At 72.8% G+C, this 15,108-nt stretch carries 17 protein-coding genes and 1 other RNA gene; 7 read left to right on the top strand and 11 right to left on the bottom strand.

The genetic code is table 11. The features are described 5' to 3' along the window. Window positions 1-122: 122 nt before the first annotated feature. The 3 genes from AB0B40_RS16520 to AB0B40_RS16510 all read left to right on the top strand — a co-directional run bounded on the left by AB0B40_RS16520 (window position 123) and on the right by AB0B40_RS16510 (window position 3,067). Window positions 123-980 (top strand): MaoC/PaaZ C-terminal domain-containing protein, encoded by an 858-nt coding sequence (locus AB0B40_RS16520; RefSeq protein ID WP_362264180.1) that lies wholly within the window; start codon window positions 123-125, stop codon window positions 978-980. 61 nt (window positions 981-1,041) lie between these two features. After that, complete coding sequence (locus AB0B40_RS16515; RefSeq protein ID WP_362264178.1) at window positions 1,042-2,118, top strand: Zn-dependent alcohol dehydrogenase; 1,077 nt, start codon at window positions 1,042-1,044, stop codon at window positions 2,116-2,118. A 10-nt stretch (window positions 2,119-2,128) separates the two neighbouring features. Then, window positions 2,129-3,067 (top strand): 3-oxoacyl-ACP reductase, encoded by a 939-nt coding sequence (locus tag AB0B40_RS16510; protein ID WP_345046972.1) that lies wholly within the window; start codon window positions 2,129-2,131, stop codon window positions 3,065-3,067. Window positions 3,068-3,168: 101 nt separating this feature from the next. Here AB0B40_RS16510 and AB0B40_RS16505 read toward each other — a convergent pair whose 3' ends face one another. Continuing rightward, the gene (locus AB0B40_RS16505) at window positions 3,169-3,327 is read right to left on the bottom strand and encodes a hypothetical protein (protein WP_345046971.1); all 159 of its coding nucleotides are present in this window, start codon (window positions 3,325-3,327) and stop codon (window positions 3,169-3,171) included. 96 nt (window positions 3,328-3,423) lie between these two features. Beyond that, window positions 3,424-4,740 carry a hypothetical protein gene (locus AB0B40_RS16500; RefSeq protein WP_362264176.1) on the bottom strand — a complete coding sequence of 439 codons (1,317 nt, stop codon included), beginning with the start codon at window positions 4,738-4,740 and terminating at the stop codon, window positions 3,424-3,426. Window positions 4,741-4,927: 187 nt separating this feature from the next. On the opposite strand from AB0B40_RS16500, the gene AB0B40_RS16495 reads away from it, so the two are divergent. The 3 genes from AB0B40_RS16495 to AB0B40_RS16485 all read left to right on the top strand — a co-directional run bounded on the left by AB0B40_RS16495 (window position 4,928) and on the right by AB0B40_RS16485 (window position 8,228). Then, window positions 4,928-5,767, top strand: a complete 840-nt coding sequence (locus tag AB0B40_RS16495) for a Nif3-like dinuclear metal center hexameric protein (RefSeq protein WP_345046968.1) — start codon at window positions 4,928-4,930, stop codon at window positions 5,765-5,767. Between the two features lie 73 nt (window positions 5,768-5,840). Further along, window positions 5,841-6,524: a C4-type zinc ribbon domain-containing protein gene (locus AB0B40_RS16490; protein WP_362264228.1), complete on the top strand. Its 684-nt coding sequence runs from the start codon at window positions 5,841-5,843 to the stop codon at window positions 6,522-6,524. Window positions 6,525-6,536: 12 nt separating this feature from the next. Beyond that, a complete protein-coding gene (locus AB0B40_RS16485; protein WP_362264174.1) occupies window positions 6,537-8,228 on the top strand; it encodes a bifunctional RNase H/acid phosphatase in 1,692 nt (563 codons plus the stop codon). On the opposite strand, the gene AB0B40_RS16480 is transcribed toward AB0B40_RS16485, so the two are convergent. The 4 genes from AB0B40_RS16480 to AB0B40_RS16465 all read right to left on the bottom strand — a co-directional run bounded on the left by AB0B40_RS16480 (window position 8,200) and on the right by AB0B40_RS16465 (window position 11,096). After that, entirely contained in the window at window positions 8,200-8,862 is a 663-nt protein-coding gene (locus tag AB0B40_RS16480) for a bifunctional 4-hydroxy-2-oxoglutarate aldolase/2-dehydro-3-deoxy-phosphogluconate aldolase (protein WP_362264173.1), read from the bottom strand. The two genes, AB0B40_RS16485 and AB0B40_RS16480, sit on opposite strands and share 29 nt — an antisense overlap. A 72-nt stretch (window positions 8,863-8,934) precedes the next feature. Next, window positions 8,935-9,717, bottom strand: a complete 783-nt coding sequence (yaaA, locus tag AB0B40_RS16475; RefSeq protein ID WP_345046964.1) for a peroxide stress protein YaaA — start codon at window positions 9,715-9,717, stop codon at window positions 8,935-8,937. 39 nt (window positions 9,718-9,756) lie between these two features. Then, window positions 9,757-10,359 (bottom strand): hypothetical protein, encoded by a 603-nt coding sequence (locus AB0B40_RS16470; protein ID WP_345046963.1) that lies wholly within the window; start codon window positions 10,357-10,359, stop codon window positions 9,757-9,759. Continuing rightward, entirely contained in the window at window positions 10,356-11,096 is a 741-nt protein-coding gene (locus tag AB0B40_RS16465; protein ID WP_362264171.1) for a MerR family transcriptional regulator, read from the bottom strand. The genes AB0B40_RS16470 and AB0B40_RS16465 overlap by 4 nt, the downstream gene beginning before the upstream one ends. 119 nt (window positions 11,097-11,215) lie before the next feature. Between AB0B40_RS16465 and rnpB the strand changes: the two genes are divergently transcribed. Beyond that, an RNA gene (rnpB, locus tag AB0B40_RS16460) (RNase P RNA component class A) lies at window positions 11,216-11,635 on the top strand. Window positions 11,636-11,932: 297 nt separating this feature from the next. Here the strand turns inward: rnpB and AB0B40_RS16455 are convergent. The 5 genes from AB0B40_RS16455 to AB0B40_RS16435 form a co-directional block, all read right to left on the bottom strand. Continuing rightward, window positions 11,933-12,226: a DUF6087 family protein gene (locus tag AB0B40_RS16455; RefSeq protein ID WP_345046960.1), complete on the bottom strand. Its 294-nt coding sequence runs from the start codon at window positions 12,224-12,226 to the stop codon at window positions 11,933-11,935. A gap of 17 nt (window positions 12,227-12,243) precedes the next feature. Beyond that, complete coding sequence (tgmC, locus tag AB0B40_RS16450) at window positions 12,244-13,407, bottom strand: ATP-grasp peptide maturase system methyltransferase (RefSeq protein WP_362264170.1); 1,164 nt, start codon at window positions 13,405-13,407, stop codon at window positions 12,244-12,246. Further along, window positions 13,404-14,363 carry an ATP-grasp ribosomal peptide maturase gene (gene tgmB / locus AB0B40_RS16445; protein WP_345046957.1) on the bottom strand — a complete coding sequence of 320 codons (960 nt, stop codon included), beginning with the start codon at window positions 14,361-14,363 and terminating at the stop codon, window positions 13,404-13,406. Before tgmB ends, tgmC begins: the two co-directional genes overlap by 4 nt. A 5-nt stretch (window positions 14,364-14,368) precedes the next feature. Continuing rightward, a complete protein-coding gene (tgmA, locus tag AB0B40_RS16440; RefSeq protein WP_362264168.1) occupies window positions 14,369-14,629 on the bottom strand; it encodes a putative ATP-grasp-modified RiPP in 261 nt (86 codons plus the stop codon). Between the two features lie 78 nt (window positions 14,630-14,707). Next, window positions 14,708-14,914: a hypothetical protein gene (locus AB0B40_RS16435; protein ID WP_345046953.1), complete on the bottom strand. Its 207-nt coding sequence runs from the start codon at window positions 14,912-14,914 to the stop codon at window positions 14,708-14,710. Between the last annotated feature and the right edge of the window lie 194 nt (window positions 14,915-15,108).

Raw genomic sequence — 15,108 nt, 5'->3', positions numbered from 1 at the left:
GGGCTATACAGAGGGCGCCGGACTGGAACGCGTTCTAGAGTTCGGCCCGCAGCGACCCCGGTGCGGCCGACGGTGCGGACGTCCGCGCCGGGGTCTTTCGCCGTCACTGTTTCAGGAGCCCCATGCCCATCGACGCAGCGAAGGCCCTCGCGGCCGAACCCCGGACCGGCGAGATCACCTGGAACCACAAGGACGTGCTGCTCTACCACCTGGGCGTCGGGGCCGGCCGGCCCGCCACCGATCCCGACGAGCTGCGCTACACGCTGGAGTCCCGGCTGCACGTCCTGCCGAGCTTCGCCACCGTGGCGGGCAACGGCTCGCCCGGGGTGATCAGCGGGCTGTCCATGCCCGGGGTCGAGGTCGACCTGGCGCGCGTCCTGCACGGCGGACAGACCCTCGGCGTCCACCGTCCGATCCCCCCGGCGGGCACCGCCACCGCCACCGGCCGGATCGCCGCCGTGTACGACAAGGGCGAGGCGGCCGTCCTGGTCATGCGCACCGAGGTGGCGGACGCCGACGGCCCGCTGTGGACCAACGACGCCCAGATCTTCGTACGGGGAGAGGGCGGCTGGGGCGGCGACCGCGGCCCCTCGGCCCGGCTCGACCCGCCCACCGGCGACCCGGACCGGACCGTCGAGCGCCCGGTCCGCGAGGACCAGGCCCTGCTCTACCGGCTCTGCGGCGACTGGAACCCGCTGCACGCCGACCCCGACTTCGCCAAGCGCGCCGGCTTCGAACGGCCCATCCTGCACGGGCTGTGCACCTACGGCATCACGCTCAAGGCGGTCGTGGACACGCTGCTCGGCGGTGACGTGACCCGGGTGCGCGGCTACAGCACCCGCTTCGCCGGGGTCGTGTTCCCGGGGGAGACCCTGTGCGTCCGCATGTGGCGCGAGGCGGGGCGGGTGCGGGTCACGGTGGGCGCCCTGGAGCGGGACGACGCCCCGGTGCTCGCCGACACCGTGGTTCAGCACTCCTGACAGAACGCCGGACAGCACTCCTGACAGCACGCCGGACAGAGCCTCCGAGGGGAGCCGCAGCATGCGCGCAGCCGTACTGCACGAGACAGGTCAGGAAAAGCTGGAGGTCCTCGACGACGTCGAGGCGGTGGGCTTCGGCCCCGGCAGGGTCAGGGTGCGGGTACGGGCCACCGGCCTGTGCCACTCGGACCTGTCCGCGATGAGCGGGGCGCTGCCCCAGCCGGCCCCCTTCGTGCCCGGCCACGAGGGCGCCGGCGAGGTCCTGGAAGTGGGGGACGGAGTACGGCACGTGAAACCCGGTGACCGGGTCGTGCTGTGCTGGCTGCCGGCCTGCGGGGTCTGCCCGGCCTGCAGACGGGGGCAGACCCAGCTGTGCCTGGCCGGGTTCATGAACGCCGGAACGCCCAACTTCCGGCGCTCCGGCGGCGATGTCTTCGGCTTCGCGGGCACCGGCACCTTCACCGAGGAGGTCGTGGTCGACGCCGGCTGCGCCGTGCCGCTCCCCGACGACGTGCCCTTCGACGTCGCCGCGCTGATCGGCTGCGGGGTGACCACCGGTCTCGGTGCCGCCCTCAACACCGCCGACGTGGCGGCCGGTTCGTCGGTCGCCGTGATCGGCTGCGGGGGCGTCGGCATCTCGGCCGTCCAGGGGGCCCGGCTGAAGGGCGCCGCCGAGATCGTCGCCGTGGACCCGGTCGCCTCCCGGCGCGAGTCCGCCCTGCGGTTCGGTGCCACCAAGGCCGTCGCACCGGAGGCGCTGGCCGACGTCAAGCAGCAGGTCACCGGCGGTGAGGGCTTCGACTACGTCTTCGAGGTCGTCGGCCGGTCCGCCACCGCCCGCACCGCCTACGAGAACACCCGCCGCGGCGGCACCCTCGTCGTGGTCGGCGCCGGCGCCATGGACGACCTCCTCCAGCTCAACATGTTCGAGCTGTTCTTCGACGAGAAGCGGATCCTGCCGTCCCTGTACGGCGGGGGCGACATACTGCGCTCCTACGAGCGGACGATCGCCCTGTGGCGGGCCGGCCGGGTCGACCTGGAGGGCCTGATCACCCACCGGGTGCCGCTCGCGGGGATCAACGAGGCACTGGACCAGATGCGCACCGGGACCGCCCTGCGTACCTGCATCGAGATCTGAGGACGCGCCCATGCCACTGCCACTGGAGGGACTCTCCGCGATCGTCACCGGCGCCGGGCGCGGCCTCGGCCGGGCCGAGGCCCTGGAACTCGCCAGGCTCGGCGCGGCCGTCGTCGTCAACGACCACGGACAGCCGGGCCGGGACGGATCCGGCGAGGCGTCGGCCGGCCCCGCCGAGCAGGTCGCGCAGGAGATCCGCGCGGCCGGCGGCAAGGCCCTCGCGCACTGCGGGGACATCGCCGACTTCGCGCAGGCCGGTGAACTGGTCGACCTGGCCGTCACCGAGTTCGGGAAGCTGGACGTCCTCGTCAACAACGCGGGGATCCTGCGTGACCGCATGGTCTTCTCCATGACGGAGGACGAGTGGGACTCGGTGATCCGCGTCCACCTCAAGGGACACTTCAACACCACCCGGTTCGCAGCCGCGCACTGGCGGGAACGTTCCAAGGCGGCCGGGGCGGCGGTGTACGGGCGGATCGTCAACACCTCGTCGGAGGCGTTCCTGGCCGGGTCCGCCGGCCAGCCCAACTACGCGGCGGCGAAAGGCGGGATCGTCGGCCTGACCACGTCCACCGCGCTCGCCCTCGCCCGGTACGGCGTCACGGCCAACGCCATCTGCCCGCGCGCCCGGACCCGGATGACCGAGGACGTCTTCGCGGGCTTCGGGCGACCCGACGAGGGCCTGGACCCGCTCGCCCCCGAGCATGTCGCCCCGCTCGTCGGCTATCTGGCCTCACCGGCCGCCGCAAGGGTCAACGGGCAGCTGCTCGTGGTGCACGGCGGCATGGTCGCGATCGTCGAACGGCCCCGGGTGCGGGCCAGGTTCGACAGCAAGCAGGACACCTTCACGTACGACGAACTCGACGCCCTGCTGACCCCGCACTACGCGGACCGGCCGGCGGGGGAGACGTTCGCGGCGGCGGAGGTGCTGGGGCTCAAGCGGGGCTGAGTCCGCACGGGAGGGAAGGCGGGAAAACGGGGTGAGTCCGCAAGGGATGAGGCAGGAAAAAGGGGGCACCCCGTCGGGTGCCCCCTGCCTCCGCACTGCCGTCAGGCAGCCGCCTCGGCCCTCTCCTGGACCGGCTTGCGGTGCCGGCCGTGCGGATCCGTCTCCCTCTCCTGGGCCGCCACCGGGCCCCGGTGCCGGCCGTGGCCGGCGGTCTCGTAAGAGTCGGCAGACAGCTTTTCAGTGGTGCTGGTGTCGCTCATCGGACGTTTTCACCCCGTCAACATGATCTTTCGTACAGCCGGGCGAGTTTAACCGGCGCACCACGGGCCGAATCCAGGCGCACACGCCAACCGGCACTAGTTCGTTACAAGACGTCCCAGAGGCGCCTGTTGCAACGGCACCGGACGGGTCACCACCAGCACCGGAGGCTCCAATTCCGCTGCCGGAGGGTCCGGTTCCGCAGTTGGAGGGTCCGGTTCCGCGGTCGGGGATCCCGCCTCCGCCGCCCGCCGGCCCCGCTCGCGCGGCTCGGACCGCGGCGCTGTCAGAGCCGCCACGCCGCACGGAGTCGCCGGCGTCGCGTACGGCAGCCGCAGCACCCCGCCCTCCGTCCACAGTCCGGCCCCCGCCAGCCACCCCTCGGGCGCCGGCAGGTGCCGGACCCGCCGCTCGGCCGGCCGCCAGGTTCCCACCCAGGTGCCGGACGCCCCGTCCACGCGCAGCGCCACCGCGCAGTTCTCCGGCGTCAGCACCTGCCCCGGCTGGATCGCGAACGGTGTCACCGCGCACTCCGGCAGCCGCAGGCACTCCGGGAACCGCACCGGCAGGGTGCTGCCGAGCACCCCCCAGCCCAATCGTTCCTGCCCGGGGGAGGGCGCGTCGGAGGAGATCAGCAGCAGTCCGCTGTCGGGGTCGGCGAGCAGCAGCCGGTCGTCACTGCCCTCCGCGATCAGCAACAGCGGCGAGACCTCGCCCGCGCGCCCCAGGTCCACCACGACCGTCTTGGTGTGCCCGTCCAGCTCCCGGTCGAGCGCGAGCAACCGTCCGCCGTGGTCCAGCCAGACCCCGCCCGAGCAGCGTCCCGGCACCTCGGCGAGCCGCTCCGGGCCGAACGCCCCGCCCGCCACCAGCCACACCACGCTGGAGCGCGGCCCGACGGCGAGGGCGTACGCCCGGGTGCCCCCCGGTGCCGGCGGCAGCAGGGTGAGCCGGGCGCCGGGCTCGGGGCACTCCACCGCGCCCAGCGGCAGTTCGCCGGTGCCGGGGTCGGTCGGGTACAGCAGTGAGAAGGCGTGCCGTCCCGCCACCAGCCGGTGGATCAGCACCCGGCCGTCGCCCATCGGCTGCACTCCGGTGCCGGGCTCCTCCGGCTGGTTGCCCGGCAGCGGCACGGCATAGGGTTCCGGGCCGTCCAGGGTCCAGCGCTCCGGGAACCAGGAGTCGCCGTCCAGCGCGAGCCGGGCGGCGTACGTCCCGTCAGCCGTGATGGCGCAAGCGGCCCCGCCCACCGCCGTGCCGGCGTAAGCGGCCCCGCCCACCGCCGTGCCGGCGCACCCGGCCTCGTCGTCCGCCGCCGTGCCGGCACATCCCGTCCCGTCCGCCGCCGCGCCGGCACATCCCGTCCCGCCGCCCTCCGCACCGGTCGACGGGGGTTCGATCGCACAGGCCGTCATCGTTCGGTCACCTCCGGCGACGAAGCTAGTTTTCGCACGCACGGGCGGGGGACCCGCCGACGGCCGCTTCACACATACGGGTGGCGCAGAAGCGATTCACCTGAGGAAAACGGGGCGTCTGTGCTGAGCGGGGGCGGAGCGGACGCATGCGGTACAGCCGCACCGAACAGCCAGGTAGCCTTGCCCCGTGCCCCGTCTGTCTGAAGTCATCGCCGCGCTGGAGAACCTGTGGCCCGCCGAGCGGGCCGAGTCCTGGGACGCGGTCGGCACGGTCGTGGGCGACCCCGACCAGGAGGTCACCCGGGTCCTGTTCGCCGTGGACCCCGTGCGGGAGATCGTCGACGAGGCGGTGAAGCTCGGCGCCGACCTGCTGGTCACCCACCACCCGCTCTACCTGCGCGGTACGACCACGGTCGCGGCCACGCACTTCAAGGGCCGGGTCGTGCACACGCTGATCAAGAACGACATCGCCCTGCACGTCGCCCACACCAACGCCGACACCGCCGACCCGGGAGTCTCCGACGCCCTCGCCGGCGCGCTGGGCCTGCGGGTCGTACGGCCCCTCGTACCGGACCCCACGGATCCGCACGGGTGCCGGGGCCTCGGCCGCGTGTGCGAACTCGACCACCCGCTCACCGTCCGCGAACTGGCCGCCCGCGCCGCCGAGCGGCTGCCCGCCACCGCGCAGGGCATCCGGGTGGCCGGCGACCCCGAGGCCGTCGTCCGGACGGTAGCCGTCAGCGGCGGCTCCGGCGACAGCCTCTTCGACCAGGTCCGCGCGGCCGGCGTCGACGCCTTCCTCACCGCCGATCTGCGCCACCACCCCGCCTCCGAGGCGGTGGCCCACGGTCCCCTCGCGCTGCTCGACGCTGCGCACTGGGCCACCGAGTGGCCCTGGTGCGAGCTGGCCGCGAGCCAGCTCGACGAGATCTCCGACCGCCACGGCTGGGACCTGCGCGTCCACGTCTCCAAGACGGTCACCGACCCCTGGACCGCCCACGCGGCGTCCATCACCACCTCTAGCTAACGGGAGCCCCCAACTGAACGCCGCGCCCGCCGACCAGATCCGCCTCCTCGACGTCCAGGACCTCGACGTCCGCCTGCAGCAGCTCGCGCACAAGCGGAATTCCCTGCCCGAGCACGCCGAGATCGAGTCGCTGACCAAGGACCTCACGCAGCTGCGCGACCTGCTGGTGGCCGCGCAGACCGAGGAGAGCGACTGCTCCCGCGAGCAGACCAAGGCCGAGCAGGACGTCGACCAGGTGCGCCAGCGCGCCGCCCGCGACCAGCAGCGCCTGGACTCCGGCGCGGTCACCTCGCCGAAGGACCTGTCCAACCTCCAGCACGAGATCGCCTCCCTCGCCAAGCGGCAGGGCGACCTGGAGGACGTGGTCCTGGAGGTCATGGAGCGCCGTGAGGCCGCGCAGGAGCGGCTGAACGAGCTGACCGAACGTGTCGCATCGGTGCAGTCGAAGATCGACGACGCCACCGCGCGCCGGGCCGCGGCCTTCGAGGAGATCGACGGTGAGGCCGCCTCGGTGACGAAGGAGCGCGAGGTCGTCGCCGCGTCCGTCCCCGCCGACCTGCTGAAGCTCTACGACAAGCTGCGTGGGCAGCAGGGCGGTATCGGCGCGGCCAAGCTGTACGCCCGCACCTGCCAGGGCTGCCGGCAGGAGCTGGCCATCACCGAGCTGAGCGAGATCCGCGCGGCGGCGCCGGACACGGTGGTCCGCTGCGAGAACTGCCGCCGCATCCTGGTGCGCACGGCGGAGTCGGGCCTGTAAGGAGTCTCAGGGGTGAGGGAGTTCATCGTCGAGGCCGACGGCGGATCACGGGGCAACCCCGGACCCGCCGGTTACGGCGCCGTGGTGTGTGACGCGGCGACGGGGCAGACCCTGGCGGAGGCGGCGGAGTACATCGGTGTCGCCACGAACAACGTCGCCGAGTACCGCGGCCTCCTGGCCGGCCTGCGTGCCGCGTACGCCCTCGACCCGTCCGCGTCGGTCCACGTCCGCATGGACTCCAAGCTCGTCGTCGAGCAGATGTCGGGCCGCTGGAAGATCAAACACCCCGACATGAAGCCGCTGGCGGCCCAGGCCAGGTCCGTCTTCCCACCGGACCGGGTCACCTACGAGTGGATCCCCCGCGACCGGAACAAGCACGCGGACCGCCTGGCCAACGAGGCGATGGACGCGGGGGCGAAGGGGCTGCAGTGGTCGCCGTCGGCGTCCCGGGCCGACCTGGACACCCCGTCCGCCGTACCGGAGCCCTCGGGGCCGCCCGGGGACGCGGCGGCGGGCGCGGCGCGTGCGCGGGCGGCACTGTCGCAGGGCCGTACCGCCGGTTCACCGGTCCCGGCCGGGGACGACGCGGAAGCGGAAGCAGAAGCGGTACGGCGGAGCGGGGCAGTCACGCCCCCCGAGGCCACCGAAGCCGCGGGCGACCGCACCACCACCACCACCACCGCCGCCGCTGAGGACCGTACCGCCGAAACCGTGGATCGCACCGCTGCTGCTGACGGCCGTACCGCTGCCGCGGACGATCGCGCCGTCGCTGACAGCCGCACCGCTGTAGCCGCGGACGATCGCCCTGCCGCAGCCGCGGACAGGCCCACCGCTGCCGCCGTGAGCGGTCACGCCGCCCCGACTGCGGAGGGCCGCACCACCGAAACTGCGGACGACCGCACCACCGAAGCCGGGGGCGACCGCACTGGGGTCGCAGCCGGGGGCGGTCGGCGGCCCGGGGTGGCGGACGAGCGGCGTGGCCGTGCCGGTGAGCGGCGTGGCCGTGCCGGTGAGCGGCGCGGCGGTAGCGGTGAGCCGCGCGTCTCGACGCCCGGCTGGAGCGCCGCCCCCGACCTCGGTGCCCCCGCCACCTTCGTGCTGCTCCGCCACGGCGAGACCCCGCTCACTCCGCAGAAGCGCTTCTCCGGCAGCGGCGGCACCGACCCGGCCCTCTCCGACGCGGGCCGCGAGCAGGCCCGGCGCGTGGCCGAGGCCCTGGCCAGGCGCGGCACCATCCAGACCGTCCTCGCCTCCCCGCTCGCCCGCACCCGCGAGACCGCCGGCATCGTCGCCGCCCGCCTGGGCCTGGACGTCACGATCGAGGACGGCCTGCGTGAGACGGACTTCGGCGCCTGGGAGGGCCTGACCTTCGGCGAGGTCCGCGAGCGCCACCCGGACGACCTGACCGCCTGGCTCGCCGACCCCGAGGCCCGCCCCACCGGCGGCGGCGAGAGCTTCGCCGAGACGGCCACCCGGATCGCCGCGACCCGGGACAAGCTGGTCGCGGCCCACGCGGGCCGCACGGTCCTGCTGGTCACCCACGTCACCCCGATCAAGACCTTCGTGCGGCTCGCCCTCGGCGCCCCGCCCGAGTCGCTGTTCCGGATGGAACTCTCGGCGGCCTCCCTGTCGGCGGTGGCGTACTACGCGGACGGCAACGCGAGCGTAAGGCTGTTCAACGACACGTCCCACCTGCGTCCCTGAGCCCGGCCGCGGCCCGCGCCAGCTCCTCGATCCGGCCCCAGTCCCCGGCGGCCACCGCGTCCGCCGGGACCATCCAGCTGCCGCCGACACAGCCGACGTTGGGCAGGGCCAGGTACTCCGGCGCGCTGGCCGGACCGATCCCGCCGGTCGGACAGAAGCGGGCCTGCGGCAGCGGCCCGGCCAGCGACCTCAGATACGGCGCACCGCCCGCCGCCTGCGCCGGGAAGAACTTCATCTCCCGCACCCCGCGCTCCAGCAGCGCGACGACCTCCGAGGTGGTGGACACCCCCGGCAGGAACGGCACCCCGGACCCGCGCATCGCCTCCAGCAGCGCCTCGGTCCAGCCCGGGCTGACGAGGAACCGCGCCCCGGCCGCCGCACACGCCTCCACCTGCTCCGGCGTGATCACGGTGCCCGCCCCCACCACGGCCTGCGGGACCTCGGCGGCGATCGCCCGGATCGCGTCCAGCGCGGCCGGGGTCCGCAGGGTCACCTCGATCGCGGGCAGCCCGCCCGCCACCAGCGCCCGCGCCAGCGGTACGGCGTCGGCGGCGTCGGCGAGCACCACCACGGGCAGGACGGGAGCGAGGTCCAGGACGGAGGCGGCGGAGGGCGAGGGCACCGGCGAGGTCATGTCCTCATCGTGCCCAGCGACTGCACCACGCGCAATGAGCGTTGCGTATAGTGCAACGCCAGCCCGTCGGGGTCAGTGGATCTGGTCCACCAGCACATCCAGCGACCAGGCCCGGCCCGCCCTGCCCGGCGCCTCCGCCTCCACGACGTACCCCAGGGCCCGCAGCACCTCCACCAGCTCGGCGGGTTCCTGCGGCGCGCTCCCGGCCGTCAGCAGGCTGCGGACGATCCGGCCCTTGGTCGCCTTGTTGAAGTGGCTGACGACCTTCCGCGTCGGCGCGTGCAGCACCCGCACGGTCGCCGTCCGCCCCGCGACCTCACCCTTGGGCCGCCAGGCCGCCGCATAGGCGGAGGACCGCAGATCCAGCACCAGACCGTCCCCGGCCACCGTGGGCAGCACCTCCGCCATCGGCGCCCGCCAGTGGCCGGCCAGCGCCCCGAGCCCCGGCAGCTTCACGCCCATCGAGCAGCGGTAGGAAGGGATCCGGTCCGTGACCCGCACGGCGCCCCACAACCCCGAGAAGACCAGCAGCGAGTGCGCCGCGCGCTCCCTCGCCGCCGCGTCCAGCGTGGCCAGGCCGAGCGCGTCGTAGAGGACACCGGTGTAGATCTCCCCGGCGGGGCGGGTGCCTGCCGTGCGCAGCCCGGCGTTCTTCGCGACCTCGCCGCGCAGCCCCTCGCTCAGCCCGAGCACCTCACGGGCCTTCTCCTCGTCCCCGGAGCACAGCTCGACCAGCTCCCCGAGCACGGCCTCCCGCGCTGCGGTGAGCCCCGGCAGGGACAACGACTCCAGCACCGGCGGGGCGCCCTCGCCCGAGTTCGCCTTTCCTTCGGAGGGCGGCAGCAGGACCAGCAACACGTACTCCTTACGTAGACCTCCGCGCCAGGGTACGGCTCACCCGGGCCGGTCCGGGCACGGCGAAGACCCTCCTCCCCGCTGTGTGAGGGCCCGGACGAGGGAGCCGGCGTCGTCGGCGTACAGACGCACCACGCTCACCCGCCTGCGGCGGCCGAGCACGCTGGTGTGGACGACGGGCTCGGCGAGTTCGAGGGTCACCGTGGTCTGGGAGCCGACGGCGAGGGCGAGCGTGTCCGCCTGCGGCTCGTGCGTGGTCCGGGTCTCCCGTCGCACGGCGGTGATCGTGGTCAGCGGGATCCGCAGGTCCACATGGGCGCCGTACCGCACCCGCAGCGTGTCCGGGGTCAGCACGTGCGGACGGACCGCGCAGGCCGCGTGCAGACCGACCACGAAGACCACGGTGTAGACGTCCAGCACCAGCATCACGTCGTGCGCCACCGGCACGCCCCGCAGCATGACGGCCACGCCGACCGTCTCGACGAGGCACACGAAGGCGAGCCCCAGCATCGTCGCGCCCTGCCCGCGCGCGTACCCGAACGCCCGGCCACCGGCGGTCCCCTGCGTGCGCCGGACCAGCCACAGCGCCAGACTGGCGAAGAGCCGCAGCTCGTGCCTGGCCAGCCGGTACACCGTGGTCATCTCTCCTCCAGGATCAGCAGAGTACGGCGGATCACCTCGGCCTGGGCGGGGCCGAAGTCGGCGTAGAGAGCGCGCAGGAATCCGTCATGGTCCGGCAGTCGACCGCCCGTCAGCACACCGGCCGGCACACAGTCGGCCAGCGTGCGCGCCGCCTGTTTCACGCGAGGGTCGTCGGGGGACGCGTCGGCCAGCGCGTCCAGAAGCGCGTACGCCTCGCGGGTGCGCGCCACCATGTCCGGGTCCTCCAGGGCGCCGCGCAGCGCGGACAGCAGCCGCTCCCGCTCCCGTGGGGACGCCCCGGTGTCGACCAGGGCGAGGATCTCACGGTCCTTGGCGGCCATGGGGGAGTCCTCCACGGACAACGTGGCGAGCAGTCCGGCCAGCTCGGGCGAGAAGGGCCCCTCGGCGGGCAGCTCACCGGCGTCGAGGAGCGCTCGCAGCCGCTGCCGGCGCTCCCGGATCGCCGCTTCCTGCCGCGCCAGGTCCTCGTCGAGTTCGGTGAGCACTTCGGTGAGGTCCTTGCCGGCGTCGTCGGCGAGCACGTCCCGGACCTCGGTGAGGCCCAGACCCAGTTCGGTCAGCCGCCGGATCCGGGCGAGGACGACGGCGTGCCGGAGGGTGTAGGTCCGGTAGCCGTTCGCCAGCCGCTCGGGCTCGGCCAGCAGGCCGAGGTGGTGGTAGTGCCGCACCGTGCGCGTCGTGACGCCGACGGCGGCGGCGAGTTCTCCGATCCGCATGCGACCAGTACAGACGTTGACGTCACGGCAGGGTCAAGCGGTGGCCCGCGGGGGCGGTACGGCGATGGCCGCTGGTCCGCGGTGGGGTGCGCGCCCGGTACCATGGTCGGTACGGCAGACGAGCCGGGCGGACGGCCGCGTGGAGTCCCCTCAGGGGGCTTCCCGAGGAACGTCCGGGCTCCACAGGGCAGGGTGGTGGCTAACGGCCACCCGGGGTGACCCGCGGGACAGTGCCACAGAAAGCAGACCGCCGCGGCTGCGCTCTCTTGCAGAGGGCGGCCCCGGTAAGGGTGAAACGGTGGTGTAAGAGACCACCAGTGCCCAGGGTGACCTGGGCAGCTAGGTAAACCCCACCCGGAGCAAGGTCAAGAGGGGCGCCGTGAAAAGCGCCCTGCGCGGACGTTCGAGGGCTGCTCGCCCGAGTCCGCGGGTAGACCGCACGAGGCCGGCGGCAACGCCGGCCCTAGATGGATGGCCGTCGCCCCGGCGCCCGCGAGGGCACCGGGGAACAGAACCCGGCGTACAGCCCGACTCGTCTGCCCCTCAGAGCCTCTGACCAGCGAAATCGCAGGTCAGGGGCCTTTCTCGTGGAGTCGTGGGCGTGGCCTCACCCGTTCCGTACCGGTTCGAACCGGACCTCGCGGCTACGAAGGCAGCCATGAAGGTAGCCACGCTGGGCGGCTTGGTGTGGGTGTCGGCTGAGCCGGGGCCCTCCTTGGGCCCACGGGGCATCGGATATGTCGTTGCTCACGGGCGTCATTGTGCCGTCGGTGCTCTACCAGGCGGGAGCAGATTTCAGAGGTACGGCATGGGCTGCCGCTCTCCTGCTGAGTTATTCAGGGCGTCGAAGGCTTCCGATGTTTGCCGGTCCCGGGACCGAGCTTTGGTGACGCCTCAGGAGTGGCGGCAACCTCGGCGTGGGGAAACAGGATGCGCCGTGCCTCCGCGAGGTTCGCCGCGAAGCCGTGCGGCTCCCACAGATGGCCGTTCCATCGCTGGATCGCACGGGGCGCATCGGGGTTCAGATGCGATGCACGCGGGCCGTCGCCGGTCACGAGTGGTACGGCGCGGAGCTGCCCGATCCTCGCGTCCCGGCGCTCGGCCCACTGGGAGAGCGGTTCGTCGTCCATGTCCGGAGGGTAGTGGGTCAGGTGATCTGGTGCTCCCAGCGCAGGGAAGGCGCCTGGGCGATCCAGTACCGGTGGGACGCGGGCGTCACGTGGAGCCGTACGGAGTCGATCTCCGGGGCGCCGGCGTCCTGCCAGGCGACGAGCGAACGTTCCACGTCGTCCCACAGGCCGACCGGGCCGCCTTGGCGGACAGTCCAGCTTTCGCCGTCGGCGAGGAACTCGGCGAACGACTCCTTCTCCGGATCGAACAGATACAGCATGGGTGACCCGTCACCGTCCGTCGCGCGCACGAACTGAGCGCCGGGCGCGGCCAACTGTGCCAGAAAGGCAGGCATCCATTCCTCGAGGACCAGAGGGGACAGCAGAGCGGGCCGCTCACTGTCCGCGTACGCGGTCCGGGCGGAGAGATCGCCAGCCACGGGGGCCACTGCCTGGGCCCGCGCCTGCATGAAGGAGGAGCGTCCGACGATCGGGCCCTCGGCGGTGCCGTCATCGCCGACGGTCAGTTTCGCGAGGCCGGTTCCCCACGGCCACGAGCCGACCGTGCCGAGGACAACGCCTCCGGGTTTCGTCTGCCTGATCCACGCGTACGGGATGCGGCGGACCGAGCAGGTGGCGATGACCCGGTCGTACGGCGCCCGGTACGGGTGTCCGAGGAGCCCGTCGCCCGTCACCGTCCACGTCGAGAAGCCGGCGGCTTCGAGAGCGGCATCGGCGCGCGCGGCCACCTGTGCGTCGACCTCGACCGTGGCGACGTTGTCCTCGCCGAGGTAGTGGCACATCAGGGCTGTGGAGTAGCCGGTGCCTGTGCCGATCTCCAGGACTCGGTGGCCCGTCGCGAGGTCCAGGGCCTCGATCATGCCGACGACGGTGGCCGGGTCGGTCGAGGAGGACGTGGGCACGCCCACGACGGGTTCACCGGCCTGGTCGGCAGTGAGGTGGCCGTCGGGCTGGGTGGTGAGGGTGTCGACGCGGTATGCGATCTTCAGCCACTCGTCCGGGTCCGTGCCTGCGGCGGTGACGGGCCGCCAGGCCCGCCCCTCGTCCAGGAACACTCCCGGGTGGAGGAACCGCTCGCGGGAGACGGTCTCGACGGCCGCACGCAACCAGGGGGATCTCAGGACGCCTTCGTTCACGAGCACTTTCGCCATGCGGCGTCGCTCGGATGCCGGGTCGGTCATCGGCGATCTCCTTGTGCAAGTAGGTCGGCGAAGGCAGCGGACATCGGGAGGCCGGTTTCGGTCTCCAGCCACCCCCATTGCCCGTTGGGATTCAGTTCCAGCCACCAGTAGTCCCCCGCCCGGTCGACCGCGAGGTCGAAGCTTCCCGACACCAGATCCATTCGGTCCAGGTAGGCGTGCAGTGCCTTGTCTACCTGGTCGGGTAGGTGCACCACGGTGTAGGTCAGGGCGCTGTAGTCCTTGCGCCAGTCCAGGAGGTCGGAGTCGATGCGTACGGCGAACGTATGCCGACCTACGAGCAGTACGCGAACGTCGGCGACCTTGTCCACGCGGGCCTGGAACAGGTGCGGCGCGACCCGAACGCTGTCGTCGATCTCGTCGGGGGCGACGGGGGCCGCCCATCCCGTCACCGGCACCCTGTCACGCGTGTAGGGGGTCCATCGCAGTGTCTTGAAGATCGCCTGACCCTGATCGTGGACGAACTCGCGGGCCTCGTCCGGGTCATTGGTGACGAGGGTGGGCGGGATGGTGAAGCCGAGTCGCTGGGCGAGAACGAGCTGCGCGGGTTTGTAGTCGGCTGCGGCAACGCGCAGGGGGTGGTTGACCCAGAGCGGGCCGCCCAGGGCGTAGAGGGTGCCACCGAGTCCGTAGCGGACCTGTGCCGCCGCGAACCGGGAGTCGTCGGCGGACAGGTGGGGAAACGTAGGCCATTCCGGGCGGCGCCAGTACACCGACCGGACCTGGGTCACATCAGCGGTTCTCGACGGGGTGCGTACCTGCCCGACCACCGGGGCCGGGCAGGTGCCGAACCGAGCCGAGACCGTAAGGTTTTCGCCGATGTCGGCGAGGTTGAACCGGACCACCGGCACATCGCGCCGGTTGAGTTCAGTGATCACCATGTCGGCGGTGACGTCGTCCGCCTCGGTGGCCACCAGAACCGGCCTCTCCTCGGTCATGGCCATCAATCCTGGTTGCTGTCCTGGTCGTGGCCCTGGTCGTTCTTGGAGTCCGAGTTCGTCGTCGTGGAGGTCTCGGTACCGGAGCTGGTGCCGTGTTTGCCCATCTCGACCACCTGCCCGACGCGGTCGCGGAACACCCCGAGCTGCGTCGTGGGGTCGATGGCGACCGTGGCGTGGGGTCGGCGGATGACCGTCGGGTAGGGCGCGAGTCGGCTCGCACCCCACGGCCGTGTGGGGGAGGGGAGTGTGGCAGAGGCGGTCATGAGACTCCTTGGGTTGAAGGGGGTGGTGCGGGAAGCCGCCTGCGTCAGGGAGCGCGGCAGCGATCTGCAGGCATCGGCTCAGGGGCGAGCGGCCTGGATGTTGTCGGCCGCGGTCGTCCACTCGACTCCGGACGCGGGCCGGATGTGCGCGATGCGGACCGTGCCGTGGCTGTGGAGCTCGTGTGTGACGGCGACGAGCACACCCTCCCCGCGCGAGGCGATGTCACGGACATGCGTGTCCAGGAGCGGGTGGTGCTCGTAGCCGTCGGAACCGACCGGGTTCACTCCTCCGGCTCCTGCCGGACCTCGGTGCGGCGCATGAACCTCTCCCAGCCGCCGGCCGCTCGCACCCGCAGAGCCCGGCTCGGTGCACCCGGCCGGGGCTCCGGCGGCGTGTACGTACGGCCACTGGCGCCAGGGTTCCTGCGGGGCGGTCCGGAGGTTGTCACTCGGTCGCTCCTCTCCGTGGGAAGCCGCCC

The organism is Streptomyces sp. NPDC042638 (genome assembly GCF_040647235.1).
GTDB lineage: Bacteria > Actinomycetota > Actinomycetes > Streptomycetales > Streptomycetaceae > Streptomyces > Streptomyces rameus.
This window is presented reverse-complemented; position numbering and strand designations above follow the sequence as displayed.

Excerpts from the sequence above, each read along its gene's own strand:
- AB0B40_RS16480 (WP_362264173.1), bottom strand. The coding sequence starts at position 8,862 with ATGACCTCGCCGGTGCCCTCGCCCTCCGCCGCCTCCGTCCTGGACCTC.
- AB0B40_RS16500 (WP_362264176.1), bottom strand. The coding sequence starts at position 4,740 with ATGACGGCCTGTGCGATCGAACCCCCGTCGACCGGTGCGGAGGGCGGC.
- AB0B40_RS16510 (WP_345046972.1), top strand. The coding sequence starts at position 2,129 with ATGCCACTGCCACTGGAGGGACTCTCCGCGATCGTCACCGGCGCCGGG.
- tgmB (WP_345046957.1), bottom strand. The coding sequence starts at position 14,363 with ATGACCGAGGAGAGGCCGGTTCTGGTGGCCACCGAGGCGGACGACGTC.
- tgmA (WP_362264168.1), bottom strand. The coding sequence starts at position 14,629 with ATGACCGCCTCTGCCACACTCCCCTCCCCCACACGGCCGTGGGGTGCG.
- AB0B40_RS16465 (WP_362264171.1), bottom strand. The coding sequence starts at position 11,096 with ATGCGGATCGGAGAACTCGCCGCCGCCGTCGGCGTCACGACGCGCACG.
- AB0B40_RS16505 (WP_345046971.1), bottom strand. The coding sequence starts at position 3,327 with ATGAGCGACACCAGCACCACTGAAAAGCTGTCTGCCGACTCTTACGAG.
- AB0B40_RS16455 (WP_345046960.1), bottom strand. The coding sequence starts at position 12,226 with ATGGACGACGAACCGCTCTCCCAGTGGGCCGAGCGCCGGGACGCGAGG.
- AB0B40_RS16515 (WP_362264178.1), top strand. The coding sequence starts at position 1,042 with ATGCGCGCAGCCGTACTGCACGAGACAGGTCAGGAAAAGCTGGAGGTC.
- AB0B40_RS16520 (WP_362264180.1), top strand. The coding sequence starts at position 123 with ATGCCCATCGACGCAGCGAAGGCCCTCGCGGCCGAACCCCGGACCGGC.
- AB0B40_RS16470 (WP_345046963.1), bottom strand. The coding sequence starts at position 10,359 with ATGACCACGGTGTACCGGCTGGCCAGGCACGAGCTGCGGCTCTTCGCC.
- tgmC (WP_362264170.1), bottom strand. The coding sequence starts at position 13,407 with ATGACCGACCCGGCATCCGAGCGACGCCGCATGGCGAAAGTGCTCGTG.